General features: G+C 64.7%; 13 protein-coding genes. 7 read left to right on the top strand and 6 right to left on the bottom strand.

Annotation, left to right across the window (positions count from 1 at the left end):
* Positions 1 to 142 precede the first annotated feature (142 nt).
* Positions 143 to 2,551, top strand: a complete 2,409-nt coding sequence (locus J2T21_RS20720) for a PxKF domain-containing protein (protein ID WP_307584072.1) — start codon at positions 143 to 145, stop codon at positions 2,549 to 2,551.
* Positions 2,548 to 2,976 (top strand): hypothetical protein, encoded by a 429-nt coding sequence (locus J2T21_RS20715; protein ID WP_245348077.1) that lies wholly within the window; start codon positions 2,548 to 2,550, stop codon positions 2,974 to 2,976. Before J2T21_RS20720 ends, J2T21_RS20715 begins: the two co-directional genes overlap by 4 nt.
* Before the next feature lie 105 nt (positions 2,977 to 3,081).
* On the opposite strand, the gene J2T21_RS20710 is transcribed toward J2T21_RS20715, so the two are convergent.
* The 3 genes from J2T21_RS20710 to xseA form a co-directional block, all read right to left on the bottom strand.
* Complete coding sequence (locus J2T21_RS20710) at positions 3,082 to 3,345, bottom strand: DUF4190 domain-containing protein (RefSeq protein WP_307584071.1); 264 nt, start codon at positions 3,343 to 3,345, stop codon at positions 3,082 to 3,084.
* Between the two features lie 400 nt (positions 3,346 to 3,745).
* The gene (locus J2T21_RS20705) at positions 3,746 to 3,991 is read right to left on the bottom strand and encodes an exodeoxyribonuclease VII small subunit (protein ID WP_209907193.1); all 246 of its coding nucleotides are present in this window, start codon (positions 3,989 to 3,991) and stop codon (positions 3,746 to 3,748) included.
* Positions 3,992 to 3,996: 5 nt separating this feature from the next.
* On the bottom strand, positions 3,997 to 5,259 hold the full coding sequence (gene xseA, locus J2T21_RS20700; protein ID WP_307584070.1) for an exodeoxyribonuclease VII large subunit: 1,263 nt from the start codon (positions 5,257 to 5,259) through the stop codon (positions 3,997 to 3,999).
* A 186-nt stretch (positions 5,260 to 5,445) separates the two neighbouring features.
* Between xseA and J2T21_RS20695 the strand changes: the two genes are divergently transcribed.
* Positions 5,446 to 6,387 carry a hypothetical protein gene (locus tag J2T21_RS20695; RefSeq protein WP_307584069.1) on the top strand — a complete coding sequence of 314 codons (942 nt, stop codon included), beginning with the start codon at positions 5,446 to 5,448 and terminating at the stop codon, positions 6,385 to 6,387.
* A 54-nt stretch (positions 6,388 to 6,441) separates the two neighbouring features.
* The gene (locus J2T21_RS20690; RefSeq protein WP_307584068.1) at positions 6,442 to 7,542 is read left to right on the top strand and encodes a 4-hydroxy-3-methylbut-2-enyl diphosphate reductase; all 1,101 of its coding nucleotides are present in this window, start codon (positions 6,442 to 6,444) and stop codon (positions 7,540 to 7,542) included.
* 87 nt (positions 7,543 to 7,629) lie between these two features.
* Here J2T21_RS20690 and J2T21_RS20685 read toward each other — a convergent pair whose 3' ends face one another.
* Positions 7,630 to 8,997 (bottom strand): DNA recombination protein RmuC, encoded by a 1,368-nt coding sequence (locus J2T21_RS20685; RefSeq protein ID WP_307584066.1) that lies wholly within the window; start codon positions 8,995 to 8,997, stop codon positions 7,630 to 7,632.
* Between the two features lie 54 nt (positions 8,998 to 9,051).
* Here J2T21_RS20685 and ychF point away from each other — a divergent pair, with 54 nt between their 5' ends.
* Complete coding sequence (ychF, locus tag J2T21_RS20680; protein ID WP_071213046.1) at positions 9,052 to 10,137, top strand: redox-regulated ATPase YchF; 1,086 nt, start codon at positions 9,052 to 9,054, stop codon at positions 10,135 to 10,137.
* 176 nt (positions 10,138 to 10,313) lie between these two features.
* On the opposite strand, the gene J2T21_RS20675 is transcribed toward ychF, so the two are convergent.
* A complete protein-coding gene (locus J2T21_RS20675; protein WP_307584065.1) occupies positions 10,314 to 11,618 on the bottom strand; it encodes a glycine cleavage T C-terminal barrel domain-containing protein in 1,305 nt (434 codons plus the stop codon).
* Between the two features lie 515 nt (positions 11,619 to 12,133).
* On the opposite strand from J2T21_RS20675, the gene J2T21_RS20670 reads away from it, so the two are divergent.
* Positions 12,134 to 12,778 carry a dihydrofolate reductase family protein gene (locus J2T21_RS20670; RefSeq protein ID WP_307584064.1) on the top strand — a complete coding sequence of 215 codons (645 nt, stop codon included), beginning with the start codon at positions 12,134 to 12,136 and terminating at the stop codon, positions 12,776 to 12,778.
* A 328-nt stretch (positions 12,779 to 13,106) separates the two neighbouring features.
* Here J2T21_RS20670 and J2T21_RS20665 read toward each other — a convergent pair whose 3' ends face one another.
* Entirely contained in the window at positions 13,107 to 13,244 is a 138-nt protein-coding gene (locus J2T21_RS20665) for a hypothetical protein (RefSeq protein ID WP_307584063.1), read from the bottom strand.
* Between the two features lie 75 nt (positions 13,245 to 13,319).
* On the opposite strand from J2T21_RS20665, the gene J2T21_RS20660 reads away from it, so the two are divergent.
* A complete protein-coding gene (locus J2T21_RS20660) occupies positions 13,320 to 14,519 on the top strand; it encodes a mechanosensitive ion channel (protein ID WP_307584062.1) in 1,200 nt (399 codons plus the stop codon).
* Positions 14,520 to 14,608 lie beyond the last annotated feature (89 nt).

Below are 14,608 nucleotides of genomic sequence, written 5' to 3'. Positions count from 1 at the left end.
GCCGCCGCCCCCCCCCCCCCCCCGCGCCGCAATGCGAAAAATGCCTAGTCGTACGTGGGGAAAAGTATCAGCCATAGCCTTGGCCGCAGCACTCGCTGCTCAGCCTGTCGTGGCTCAAGCGGCACCAGAGACCCAGGGAGCGGTGATCAACACCGCTGACTGCAACGAGAATGTCCTCACCGCCAACGATGACTCATCATCCCCACAGGTCCCTCTGCCGTTCGGCGTCAACTTCTACGGATCGTCATTCCAGAGCCTATGGGTGAACAACAACGGCGACGTCACCTTCGACGGACCCCTCTCCACATACACGCCATTTGGACTTGCAGGCACCAAATCCCAAATCATCGCGCCGTTTTTCGCGGACGTAGACACCCGCGGCGAAGGTTCCCAACCGGTCACATACGGCTGGGGCGAAACCACTTATGAAGGCCACCGAGCGTTCTGCGTGAACTGGATCAACGTCGGCTACTACTCGCGCCAAACGGACAAGCTCAACAGCTTCCAAATGCTCCTGGTCAACAGGGAAGACTCCAAGAACCCCGGTGACTTCGACATCGTCTTCAACTACGACAAAGTGCAGTGGGAAGCCGGTTCCGCCAGCGGTGGCGTCGGCGGCCTCGGCGGAACCTCAGCCTCGGCCGGGTTCTCCAACGGCAGCGAGAGGGACGGCAGCTCATACCAGATCGCCGGTTCGCTCACCAACGGTGCGTTCCTTGATTCCAGCCCTACCGGGCTCGCGAAAACCAGCACCGACAGCACTATCCCAGGGCGCCATATCTTCCGCGTTCGTGGAGGTAACGCCCCACTGACCCGCTACGTCGCACTGGGCGACTCCTTCCAGTCCGGTGAGGGCGCCTACGAATACCTGCCCCTGACGGATGTGCCGGGGAACAAATGCCACCGCTCAGCAATGGCCTACCCGAAACGCCTTGTAGATAATGGCACAGTTGCCCTCGATTTGGATTTCGGGGCCTGCAGCGGCGCCACTACCGACGATCTCGCATTGACTGTTTCATCCTCAGGGCCTCCGTACACCGACGGCACCGCCCAGCTCGACAGGCTGGACAGCAGCACCAAACTGGTCACCATTGGCGTGGGCGGCAACGACCTCGGGTTTGGGCCCATCCTCAACGACTGCTTCACATCATCCATCGGCGATGCATTCAACCCATTTGCAGAATCCAGCTGTGAAGAGGATCTCGGTGACACCTTGCAGGCGAGTTACGACTCCCTGGTAAGCGACGACAAGCTTGGCAAGGCATACAGGGAGGTGCGCCGGCGTGCCCCGTTTGCGCGAGTCGTAATCCTTGGGTATCCCCGGTTCTTTGTGGAAGGAGGCAACAACAACGACTCTTCCAAGGACTATTGCGGCGGCTTCCGAATGGCAGATCAGCGCTGGATCGACTCGAATATCCGGAAGCTAAACGGCTTGATCAGCAACCAGGCCGGGAGCTTGGGTCTGCAGTACGCGGACATCTACGAGACCCCGAAGGGCCATGAGCTGTGCGGCCCCTCGAAAGTCCACTTCCTCAACGGCCTCGTCGGATTGGGCGACCCGGAGTCATTCCACCCGAACGCCTTCGGTCATGAGCTGATCACCGGCACGTTGACCGATTCGTTGACCTCCCCGGATCCCGGTACGTACTACAACGTCCTTCCGGGGCAGACCATCAAGACGACCTTCGAGTCATCAGGGGAGCCTTTGCGCATCTCCACGCAGTGGCCCGGAAGCGACGTTGTCCTGACCTTGACTTCACCGTCGGGCCGCGTGATTGACCGTGACGTCAATAGCGCCGATGTCCAGCACGAAGTGGGCCCCACATTCGAAAGCTATCGCTTGACCACAAGCGAGCCAGGGACATGGACGGCAACACTCTACGGAGCTCAAGTTGCTCCCCAGGGTGAGCAGACCCGCCTGACCGTCTGGCATACCCCTCCGGACAACAAAGACCCCGTGGCCCGGTTTAGCCTGAGCCAGGATGGTCGGACCGTTACCGTCGACGCGGCGGCCAGCACGGACGTTGACGGCAACGTTATCGACTACCTGTGGGAATTCGGTGACGGCACTTCAGCCACTGGCAGCAAGGTGGCCCACACATATAAGGCCGCGGGTAGATATCTGACGACGCTGGCCATCAAGGACAACGCCGGGGGAGAGGATTTCGCCTCTGCAGACCACGTGGTCACCATTTCCAACTACACCTTCACCGGATTCTTCAAGCCGGTGGCGCCGGAGCCAGCCATTAGTGAAGTCAAGGCGGGGCGCGCCATCCCTATGAAGTTCGGGCTCGGCGGAGATTTCGGCCTGGACGTCATCTCGAAGGGGTCGCCCACCTCCGTCCGCGTAACGTGTCCGGCCGACGCGCCTGTGAGCGCTGTGGAGGCCGCGTCGACAGCCGGAGCAAGCTCCCTTAGCTATGACGCGGAGTCCAAGACGTACAACTACGTGTGGAAAACCGAGACCAGCTGGGCAGGGACCTGCCGGACGTTTGACCTGACCATGGACGACGGCAGCTCACACCGGGCAACGTTCAAGTTTGTCCGATGACAGGGAGCGGAGCAGAAGCGATGAGCCGGGACCGGCCTTCCATTCAGCGCCGGGGGTGGCTGGGCGCGATCCTCTGGGCCCTGCTGGTGGTGACATCCATTGCCCTAATGGCCAAGGGTCTGTGGGTGTCAACGTTCATCGGGTATCTCCCCGTGCCTGGACTTGAGGAGGACGCCATCGTCGGCAGCCGCTACCTGCTAGGCGGCTCCGCGGCCTCGTTGACAGCAGCGCTCTGCTCGTTCCTACGAGGTCATCCGCACTGGGTCACCGCGTGCGTTGCGGCCCCTGCTGTGCTGGTTGGGGGAGTCGCCTTGGTGGAGCCGTACACCTTACTCCGGCATCTCGTAGCCGTGGTCGCCCTGCCGGCTGCGGTGGCGGGAATGATCGGCGGCCTGCTCAACCGGGGCTACCGCAGGACCGGGTAGCGGAACCGTCGCGGAAGCGGGATCCCGGAAGAACCCAAACCTTCCCAGCCGACGTTCGCGGGTAGAACGAGGTACGGGCCGTGACGCCGGGCTGGATCCGGGGTGTCAGGAGGTCGCCGACAGGAGACTGGCGAGGAAATAAGCGAATAGCACCGTGGCTAAGTAACCGATGACCAGCGCCGAAATCGCCAGCCAACGGCCGTCTTCGCCAGTTCTCTTGATCTGGTGCAGGGCGATATGCCCCAAAATGACGCCCGTTATGCCGATAAAGAACGACGTCGCGAATGCGGCGATGGCAAGCGGGTTTGTCCTGGAAGGTGCCGAGCCGTTGACTCGATGCGCGGGTACCTGGTTCAAGGGGATGCTCACGGGTGACGCCCTTCCAAATCCGCAGTTCCGATCACCGCAAACCTGTGCGGTGATCACAGAGTACCAAGACCGGTGGGCATTGTCTGCGCGTGATGGTTTCCGGGATCGCCCCGTCCGTGATTTCGTTTCCACACAGCGCGCCCCTGCCTGTTGAATCCTCCCCGCGGCCAACGTTGGGGCCATTCAGTCCCGGACCCCACCTTCGGTGAGCCGGAGCCCGGCGCCGGGACTCCTAGCGCGCGCCGCTTCCCGGCAAGTGCCGCCAACTGGCGAGCGGCCTGGGCGCGCCGGTTGCCATCCGGACCTGCGCCGGCGCCGAATCCGGGGGGGGCGGAGGGATAGTGCCCGGTCAGGACCCGGCGGCCCGGTCGGGCCCGGGACCCCCGTCGCCGGGACCCGTTCAGGATGCGGACGATGCGGGCGACGAAGGCCCGTTGGGCTCGCGGGCGGCATCCAGGCGCGCGGTGGCGCCCTGCAGCCAGGCCTCGCAGCGGGCGGCCAGCGCCTCGCCGCGCTCCCACAGCCCCAGGGACTGCTCGAGGGTCGCGGCCCCGGCCTCGAGCTGCGCGACCACGGCCACCAGTTCCTCCCGGGCCTGCTCGTAGCTCAGCGTGGCGATGTCGGTGTTGGCTGCTTCGGTGTTCATGGGGTTCATCCTTCTTCCGGGGAATGGCTGTTGGTGACGGTGGCGGCCAGGCGGCCGCGGGCCAGGCGCACCTGGATCCCAACGCCCGCCGGTGCATCCGCGGCGGAGCGGACGATGCCGCCGTCGTCGAGCTGCACCACCGCATAGCCGCGGTCCAGGGTCTGTTGCGGGGACAGCGCGCGGACCTGGGCGCGCAGGTGCCCGATGGAGTCGTGGCCGCGCGCCAGCGCCGCACGCATCGCCAGGGTGCTGCGCTGGCCCAGGCGCACCACGTCCTCGCGGCGCAACTGGACCATGGACTCGGGGTTGGCCAGCACCGGGCGGGCCCGCAGCGAGGCGAGGCGCTGGGCCTCGCGCTCCACGTTCCCCCGCACGGCCCGGTCCAGCCGGTTCCGCGCCATCGCCAGGTTGGCCAGTTCCTCGGCCAGGTCCGGCACCACGCGCTTGGCGGCATCGGTGGGGGTGGAGGCACGCACGTCGGCCACGTCGTCGAGGATCGGGCGGTCGGCCTCGTGGCCGATGGCGGAGATGACCGGGGTGGTGCAGGCGGCGACCGCGCGCACCAGGTCCTCGGAGCTGAAAGGGAGCAGGTCCTCCAGCGCGCCGCCGCCGCGGGCGATGATGATCACATCGACGTCCGGGTTCGCATCGAGCTCGCGCAGCGCGGCGGTGACCTCGGACACGGCGTTGACGCCCTGCACCGCGGTGTTGCGGATGTCGAAGGCCACCGCCGGCCAGCGCAGCGAGGCGTTGCGGACCACGTCCTTTTCCGCATCCGAGTCCCGGCCGGTGATCAGTCCGATCCGGTTCGGCAGCAGAGGCAGGGGCAGCTTGCGTGCCGGGTCGAACAATCCCTCGTCGAACAGGGCCCGGCGCAGCCGCTCCAGGCGGGCCAGCAGGTCGCCCAGGCCCACCGGGCGCAGGTCGAAGGCGTTCAGCGAGAGCCGGCCGGTCTTGGCGTAGAAGCTGGGCTTGACCCGCGCCACCACCCGGGAGCCGACCTCGGGGGGCATGTCCAGCGAGCGCATCACCGAGGCCCACACCGTCACCGAGAACGACTGGTCGGCATCCACGTCGCGCATCACCAGGTAGGCGTGTCCGTTGCGGACGTTGGCCTCCAGCAGCTGGCCTTCCACCCAGGACTCGGGGGAGTTCTCGATGTGGATCTTCAGCTTGTCGCTGAGCACCCGCAGCGGCCAGGGGTTCTCGGGCGTGGTCGCCGCGGCGGTGCGCGGCAGAGAACCGTCTTGCTTCTGTGCTTGCTCCACGTGTGCTGGGCCTTCCTTGCCGCCGGGTCTGCAGGGGCGGGTTGCCGGGCTGCCGGGATTTGCGGCGGCACCGGTTTTGCAACCACACCTAGTCCATTCAAGCAGTAACGTGGGACAAAACGCAGACGGCGGGGAAACACCCCCCGGCCCGGGATCGACCGGAAGACCACCAGGAGCGCCACAGCCATGCGAACCACCACCCGCAACATCACCGCGATCGTATTGATGGTCCTTGCCGTGCTGCTGGGCTCCGCGGCAATGCTCGGCTCCGCCGCCGCCCGCCTGGCCGACACCCCCGGTCCGTTGCAGGGGATCCTTGGCCCGCTGGCCTCGGACCCCGAGCTGCGCCGGGTGCTGCCCGCCACGCTGGGCACCGAACTCGCGGCCCGCATCACCGCCCAAACGGCCGTTCCGCAAATCCTGGCCGGGCCGCTGGACAACGCGATCGCCACCGCCGGCGGCGCCCTGTTCGAGGACCCGTCGTTCCGGCCCGCGTGGGAGGCGACCATCGAGGCGACCCGGGTCGACTTCACCGCACGGCTCCAGGCGGCGAAGGACCCAGGGCCGGGAAGCCCCGCGGAGGCCGAACAGGTCACCCTGCACCTGGACCTCGCCCCGTTGCTGGGCTCCGGCTACAGAACCTTGCACGGGTCCCTGCAGGGCTCCGCGCTCGGTGCCGTGCTGCCCGAGGCGATCCCCGCCGCGCCGGTGCTCCTGGACACCGGCTGGCCGCGGGCGGACCAACTGCCCACCGAAACCCTGGACAACTGGCTGTCGCTGGCCCGCGGCTGGGTCTGGATGCTCGGCGGGGCGGTGCTGGCGGCGGCGGCCGGGATGCTGCTTGCCACCCGAACCGGACGCCCCTGGGCGCTGCTCGCCGGAGGGGCCGCAGCGCTGCTGCTGGGCACCGCCACCCGCCTGTGGGCCGGGTCCCTGGGCTCCGCCGGCACCGGGGGCGGGACAGCCGACCTGGAGGCCCTGGTCACCAACAGGCTCGCGGCCGGGGTGGCGGGGGAATTCGGTGCGGCCACCACGATCCTTGTCACCGGCGGGATCATCGTCCTGCTCGCCGGCGCCGGTTGGGCGTGGCTGGCCTCGCGCACACAAGACCCCGGCCCGCGCGGCTAGGCCGGTGGCGGAAAGCCGCCCGCCGATTTTGCGCACCCCAGTAGACTTGGGTCCATGGCTACCAGTTCCACCGTTCAGGTCTCCCTTCCGATGCCCACCATCCCGCGCTCCCGTCGCTCCCCGGCAGAAATCGCCGCCGCGGCGCCCGTGAGCGGGGAACGCCACGTCCTGCTGGCCGCCCCGCGCGGCTACTGCGCCGGGGTCGACCGGGCCGTCATCGCGGTGGAAAAGGCGTTGGAGCACTACGGCGCACCGGTCTACGTCCGCAAGCAGATCGTGCACAACCTCCACGTGGTCTCCACCCTTGAGGCCCGCGGCGCGATCTTCGTGGAGGAAAACGAGGAAGTCCCCGAGGGCGCCCTGGTCGTCTTCTCCGCCCACGGCGTCTCCCCGGCCGTCGTGCAGTCCGCCGCGGACCGGAACCTGCGCACCATCGACGCCACCTGCCCGCTGGTGACCAAGGTCCACAAGGAAGCGGTGCGCTTCGCCCGGGAGGACTACGAGATCCTGCTGATCGGGCACGAAGGCCACGAAGAGGTCGAAGGCACCTTCGGCGAGGCCCCGGACCACACGCAGATCGTGAACAACCCCGACGAGGCCGACACCATCGAGGTCTCCAACCCCGACAAGCTCATCTGGCTCTCGCAGACCACCCTGTCCGTGGACGAGACCATGGAAACGGTCCGCCGCCTGCGCGCCCGCTTCCCCAAGCTGCAGGACCCGCCCAGCGACGACATCTGCTACGCGACCACCAACCGCCAGGACGCGATCAAGGCCATCGCCCCGAGGAGCGACCTGGTCATCGTGGTCGGTTCCTCGAACTCCTCGAACTCGGTGCGCCTGGTCGAGGTCGCACTGGAATACGGTGCGAAGGCCGCCCACCGCGTGGACTACGCCTCGGAGGTCGACGAGACCTGGTTCGAGGGCGTGGCCACCGTCGGGGTGACCTCCGGCGCCTCGGTGCCCGAGGTCCTGGTGCGCGACGTGCTCGCGCTGCTGGCCGACTACGGCTACGGCAGCGTCGAGGAAGTCACCACGGCGCAGGAAGACATCCTCTTCTCGCTGCCCAAGGAAATCCGCGCCAAGCTCAAGGAAGCCGGCGATGATTCCCGCGGCCCGGGCGGGCGCATCACCAAGTCCGACATCAGCAGCTAGGCACTTCCCGCAACGCACCTTGGCGTTGCGGCGCGAAGCCAGTGGCGTGGAGCCCCGCCATCCGGTGGAGCCCCACGCCACACCCGATTAACCGCCGGCCTGGCCCTTCTTGGCCTCGCGCCGCGTCAACGCCGGCACCGGGCCATCGACGCGCCCGTCGCCAAATCCGTCATCGGCACCGTCGGCAAGCATGTCGCCCGCCGCGTCCCGGGCGACCTCCCAGGCCGAATCCTTCTGGGCACCGGCGTCCAGGTGCTCGAGGAACTCCCCGGCACCGAGCGCGCGCGGGGTCGCCTCGATGACCGGCAGCCCATGCAAGGCGGCGGCCGGATCGTGTTCGTCACCGAGCCCCGGATCCAGGTCCCGGATGCGCCGGGCACTGGGCAGCACCCGCGATTCCAGGGTCCCGACGAACGCGTTGTACCTCTCCACGCTGGAGCGCAACGAGGATCCCAGCTTGGCCACGTGCCCGCCCATGGTCCCGAGCCGTTCGTAGAGTTCGCGCGAGCGCACAAAAAGCTCGCGCGCGTTCTCGGTCAGCAGCTCCTGCCGCCAGGCGAACGCCAGCCCCTTGAGCATCGCAAGCAGCGTGGCGGGGGAGGCCAGGGCGACGTTCTTCCCGAAGGCGTAATCCAGCAGGGCGGGGTCCGCGGCCAGCGCGTCGGCCAGGAACGATTCGGCCGGAAGGAAGCACACCACCAGTTCCGGGCTGCCCGCAACCGCATTCCAGTAGGACTTGGCGGCCAGCGCATCGACGTGCAGGCGCAGCGCCTTGGCATGCTCCTTCATCGATTCCTTGGCCCGGGCCCGGGAATGCGCATCGAGGGAGGCCGAGAGCTGCTGCGCCTTCAGGTAGGCCGCCAGCGGCACCTTCGCGTCCAGCACGATCAGCTTGTTCCCCGGCAGCCTCACCACCATGTCCGGGCGCAGGCCCTCGACGGTGCGCATTTGTTCGGAAAAGTCCACGTGCGCCAGCATGCCGGCGGCCTCCACGACGCGGCGCAATTGCGCCTCGCCCCAGGTGCCGCGCACCGCGTTGTTGCCCAACGCGGCGGCCAGCGATCCGGTGGTGCGCAACAGCTCGGCATCGTTGGCCGCGGCATGCACCAGCTGCTCGCTCAGCTGCCCGAACTGTTCGACGCGGTCCCTCTCCAGCACCGAGACCTGCGCCCTGACCTGGCGCAGCTGCTCCGCCACCGGGGCCAGGGCATGGAGCACGCTCTGGTCCTCGCTGCCGCGCAGGCGTTCCTCGGCGACGCGGTCGCGCAATTCCAAGACCTGCGCCTGCGCCCCGGCCAGCAGCTGCGCGGTCCGGGCCAGCTCGTCGCGTGCCGAGGCGACGGCGGAAAGTGCCGCGGCCCGCGGTTTCCGGTTCACGTACCACCACGCCGCGACACCCAAGACGAACCCAACAACCAGCGAGCAGAGGGCCGCCACCCAGACCAAAGCATCCATGGGCAAATCATCCCAGCAAGCACCGACGGTTTTTCCCCGGTAGACTCTATTCCCGTGGCTCTTACAATCGGAATCGTCGGACTGCCCAATGTCGGCAAGTCAACCATGTTCAATGCTCTTACCCGCGCGCAGGTCCTCGCGGCCAACTATCCGTTCGCAACCATCGAACCCAACGTGGGTGTCGTGCCGTTGCCGGACGCGCGCCTGAAGGTGCTCGCCGGAATCTTCGGCTCCGAGCGCATCCTGCCGGCGACGGTGTCCTTCGTGGACATCGCCGGCATCGTCAAGGGCGCCTCCGAGGGGGAAGGCCTGGGCAACAAGTTCCTGGCCAACATCCGCGAAGCCGAGGCCATCTGCCAGGTGACGCGCGTCTTCTCGGACCCGGACGTGATCCACGTCGACGGCAAGGTGGACCCGGCCTCGGACATCGAGACGATCGCCACCGAGCTGATCCTCGCGGACCTGCAGACCATCGAGAACCAGCTGCCGCGCCTGGAAAAGGAGCTGCGGGCCAAGAAGATCGAGGCTTCGTTCATCGACGTGGTCAAGGCCGCGCAGAAGGTGCTCGAAGAGGGCAAGACCCTCTACGCTTCCGGCAAGGCCGCAGGCATCGACATCGACGAGCTGGCACCACTGCAGTTGATGACCACCAAGCCGTTCATCTATGTGTTCAACACCGACGAAGAGGGCCTGGCCAACACCGCCATGCAGGAAGAGCTTTCCGCCCTGGTCGCACCGGCCGAGGCCATCTTCCTTGATGCCCAGTTCGAATCCGAACTGGCCGAGCTGACCGAGGAAGAAGCCGAGGAGATGCTGGAGGACGCCGGCTACACCGAGTCCGGCCTGGACAAGCTCGCCCGCGTCGGCTTCGACACCCTGGGCCTGCAGACCTACCTGACCGCCGGCCCCAAGGAAACCCGCGCCTGGACCATCCCCAAGGGCGCCACCGCCCCGCAGGCCGCAGGCGTCATCCACACCGACTTCCAGCGCGGCTTCATCAAGGCGGAGGTCTTCGGCTTCGAGGAATTGGTCGAGGCAGGCTCGGTTTCCGCTGCCAAGGCCGCGGGCAAGGCGCGCATCGAAGGCAAGGAATACATCATGAAGGACGGCGACGTGGTGGAGTTCCGCTTCAACGTCTAAAGCCATTCCCGCAAGGCACGCGGCAATATTAGGCCCCCGGCTCCATTTCTTGGAGTCGGGGGCTTTGTCGTCTTATGGTGACGGAGCCATTTTGCAGATGGAAGCCGAACGTGTCCCGGCCTGGCAATGCTTTACCCACCAATGCACTCGCAGTTGGGTCCGCTGCGGCACCATCCTCAGACGGCGGCATCCATCCCGCGGACCTTCAACCGCTCGCGCTGGTTCGGGTTGACCGAGTCGCGGAACGGCATTTCGACCACGTCGGCGCTGACGGGCAGCCCGGGCTCTGAGGCGTATGAGTCGGGCAGGTGTATCCACAACTCCGTGCCGAGCGCAGCAAGACCCACTGGAACCATTCCCATCGCAATGTTGGATTCCAGCTCCGGAGAGTACCAGGGCGAGGTGACATAGCCGATCGGATCGCCGTCCTGCGCTGCGCTAATCAACCAAAAGTCGGGCGCATAGTCGTCGATCGGCCGACCACCGAGCTTCATGCCCACGAGGGTGTGGGTATAGGGAGGTGATCCCGCTTCCACTGCGTCGCGGGCCGTCTCCAAGGCAGCTTTTCCGATGTAGTCCGCGGTCTTCTGCCGGGGTATCTGGTAGCCCAGATTCACCTGGAACGGCAACGTCTCGGCATCCATGTCCTGGCCCCAGGACAGAATTCCCGCCGCGATCCGCCGGTGGTGTGCCGGAGCAACCACCATGAGGTTGTGGCGTTTACCTGCCTCCAGCACGGCATTCCAGAGTTCTTCCGCGTGCAGGGATGCGTCACGGAGATAAATCTCGTACCCCTTCTCGCCGGTGAAGCCAGTCTGGGAAACGATGACCTCACACCCGCCAACCGAAGAGGCGAGTAGCCCATAGGAGGGAATGTCCGCGGCTGCATGACCAATCAGATCCACCATCAGGTCAACGGATTTCGGTCCCTGAATCTGCACGGGTGAAACGTCGATTTCCTCGATACTCACATCGAAGCGCTTGCCCACATTGACGCCTTGAAGCCATAGCCAGAGGTCGGAGTCGGAAATACTGAACCAGAACTCGTCCTCGGCAACGCGAAGCAACACCGGGTCGTTGAGGATTCCGCCAGCTTCGTTGCACAGGATCACGTACCGGGCCCTCATCGGGGGAATCCTTGTGGCATCGCGCGTAATAACGAAATCCACAAAGGCCTCCGCATCCGGACCCTTGACCTGGATCTGCCGTTCCACGGCAACGTTCCACATGGTCACGTGATTGACCAGGGCCTCGTACTCGGCCATCATTCCGCCGTCTTCGGGCCGAATGTAGCCTCTCGGGTGATACATCCGGTTGTACACCTGCGCACGCCAGCAGCCTGCCTCATGGGACAGTTGCCAGTACGGTGATTTGCGGACCCGGGTGTCGATCTGCATCTCCACCGGCGTCGGGCCCGATTGGCGGAGATTGATCGGAACGGTTCGGTCGCTTTGGTCAACTGATGGAACGTTGTGATGCATTGTGAACTCCCTCTCGACCGGCTTAGGGGAATTACAGACCGAAGCAGTCGGCGTAGTCTCATAATGTGGAACTTAAGTCCCACATTATGAGTGTATAATCACGCGGTGTGGCGTGCAAGGGACTTCGCGAAGCCTTCCTACCGCAGGCTGCTTGAGCACGCCCGGAATGAAGTCATGCCGACGGCGTCCATGGCGGATGAGGTGATGGCGCATCAAGATCACTTCGCTCGATGCAATAGAGGCTCCAGGTGAATCGGTCGAGCTTCTGGTTGTGATTGCACCACTCATTCGCTGCACCTTGCCACAATTGGTTCGGAATTCCGGATCAACATGCGAATGGCCATGGGAGGGGAAACCCCGAATCGTGGACCTCTGCGGAAGACCACATCAACCATTGCATCCCGGTAGCGATCTGAAATGGTTCCGGCCAGGTGAGCTCCAAAACGATTGCGGTTGGAAATCACACTGGGCTAGGGTTCAAATGTTTCCAGATTTCAACTACGCAGGGAGTTGCCATGGTCCGGACGCGGGTGCACAGCCTGTTCGTTTCCTCGGATGGATATGCCGCTGGCGATCACGTGACGCTCGAAAAGCCGATCGGTGGAGCCCAAGCGCTCTTCGGCAAGTTCGACGGACGCGTCATCCACGGCATCCATGGCGTGGACGAACCCGTGACCGTGGATCGGGCCATGTTCAGCATGTGGGGCCAGGGTATCGGGGCGGAAATCATGGGCCGCCGCAAATTCGGTCCGCAGTCGGGCGAATGGCCCGACGACGGCTGGGAAGGATGGTGGGGTGACGAACCGCCCTTTCTCACCCCGGTCTTCATCCTGACCCACTATCCCCATAAGACACTTGAGTTCGCGAACGGCACCAGCTTCCACTTCGTGGATGCGTCCCCGGAGAAAGCGTTGGCCCTGGCGCAAGATGCTGCCGGCGGGTTGGACGTTCGGATTGGCGGCGGGCCCACGACCGTGGGCGAATTCCTCCAGGCTGATCTCATCGACTTCCTGCATGTGGCGATCGTTCCGATCGTGCTCGGCTCCGGTGTCAGGATCTGGGATCACCTCGCTGGCCTGGAAGACCGGTTCAGCGTCGAATCCATCAGCACCTCAAGTGGACTGACGCATCAGCTGTGGAACAGGAAGGACCGCGTGTGAAGGCTCCACGTCGTTACCAGGAAGTTGCCATGTACCGAAACGTGGTGGAGTTCCGCTGCAACGCCTAAGCCACTTTCCGGTGGGGGCGTGATCGAGTTGCCTGCCAACGAATGAGGATCCTTCGTTCCATGGGATGTTTCCCTGGGACGGGGGATCTTCTCGTTTCCGGCACCGGCAAGGAGGCCGGCGGGCCGGATGAACGTGTCGAGATGTCCCCGGTCAGCTCGCACTTTCATCCCGATGGTCGCGAGGCCAAAAGCGTGACGACACATGGACTTGTTGTTTCTTGCATGCGGTTACTGGCGGAGAAAGAAACACTCGAACCGTGTCAATCATGCGCCTGGACGATGCATACGCATTGTGGGGATCCGCCGGTTCCGGTGAATTCGTTGTTCATGCCGGTTGGGATCACTGAAAACACGGCTTCGCCAGCGGAACCATTGGTTGTTTTCGTGTCGTAAAACATGTTTCCCATAGTCAGCACACTATTCGGAAAGGACAGCGGTTCGCAGGCACGATTCCTCCAAGTGAAGGATTTCTCATGAACATGGAAAGTTTCGATTGGGCCGGCATGGCGCAGAAGGTTGCCATCGCCGTAATCATCCTGCTGGTGACTTGGCTGCTGGCCAAGTTGGTCAAGTGGGGTATCGGAAAACTCGTGGGGCGGGTTAAGGGGTTGCAGCGTCAGGGCAACGACGGACAACAACTTGGGGAATCACTCGGCAAGATTGCGGCACTGATCATCTGGCTTTTTGGGCTCGTAGCCATTTTGCAGGTCTTCGCACTATCCGAGGTCCTCGCCCCGGTGCAGGATCTGCTTGGCAAGGTCATGGCCTTCGTCCCGAATCTCATCGGTGCGGGCATCATCTTCTTCATCGGCTACATGATCGCCAAGATCGTACGCCAATTGGTGACGACCGCCCTGGGTGCTGTCGACTTCAGCAGGCTGACCGCCAGGTTCAGGCACGGAGCCATGGAGCCCGACCTCGTGCAAACCCGTGAACAGAACGCCAAGATCATTTCGATCATCGGCAACATCCTTTTCGCGATTATCGTCATCGTGGTCGGCATCAGTGGCCTGCAGGTGCTGGGAATCGCGGCCATCTCCGATCCGGCCCAACAGATGCTGGCCTTGATCCTGAACGCCATACCGCAGATCACTGCCGCATTGATCTTGCTGGCCATCGGCTTCGTCATCGCCAAATTTGTCGGAACGATCCTGGAAAGCACGCTGCAGGGAATCGGCACCGACCCGGTCGTGCACAGGTGGGGAATCGTCCCCGAAGACAGAAGCCCCTCGGGCATCATCGCGCTGTTGGTGAAGATCGCGATCATGCTGTTCTTCGGCATCATGGCGGCACGCCTGCTGAACTTCCCGGAGGTCACGGTGATTCTCAACGAGATCCTGGCCCTGGGCGGCAACGTCCTCTTCGGCGGTTTGATCATCGCGGCCGGCTTCCTGATCGCCAACGTCGTGGTCTCGATCGTCGGACCGGGAACGCCTGCGACCATCATCCGGTGGGCAACGATCGTGCTTTTCGTCGCCATGGGGCTGAAGTACATGGGCCTGGCCGATTCGATCATCAACATGGCCTTCGGTGCGTTGGTCATCGGAGCCGCTCTCGCCGCGGCCCTCGCCTTCGGGCTGGGCGGGCGTGAGACTGCCGCTCGGACGCTGCAAAAACTGGAACAAAGGCAGCCTCCGGCGGCACCTGCCGGACCGGTGGACCCTCTCGCCTAGACGATTGATTCCAAGGGGTGACATGGCGGGCAAGGGTGTCCAGAATCGAGGTGTAATACCCAACTTCGAACCTGGAGAGTTCCGATGGA

The organism is Paeniglutamicibacter psychrophenolicus (genome assembly GCF_030812255.1).
GTDB lineage: Bacteria > Actinomycetota > Actinomycetes > Actinomycetales > Micrococcaceae > Paeniglutamicibacter > Paeniglutamicibacter psychrophenolicus_A.
The sequence above is the reverse complement of the archived record's forward strand: the minus strand, read 5'-3'. Positions and strand labels throughout refer to the sequence as shown.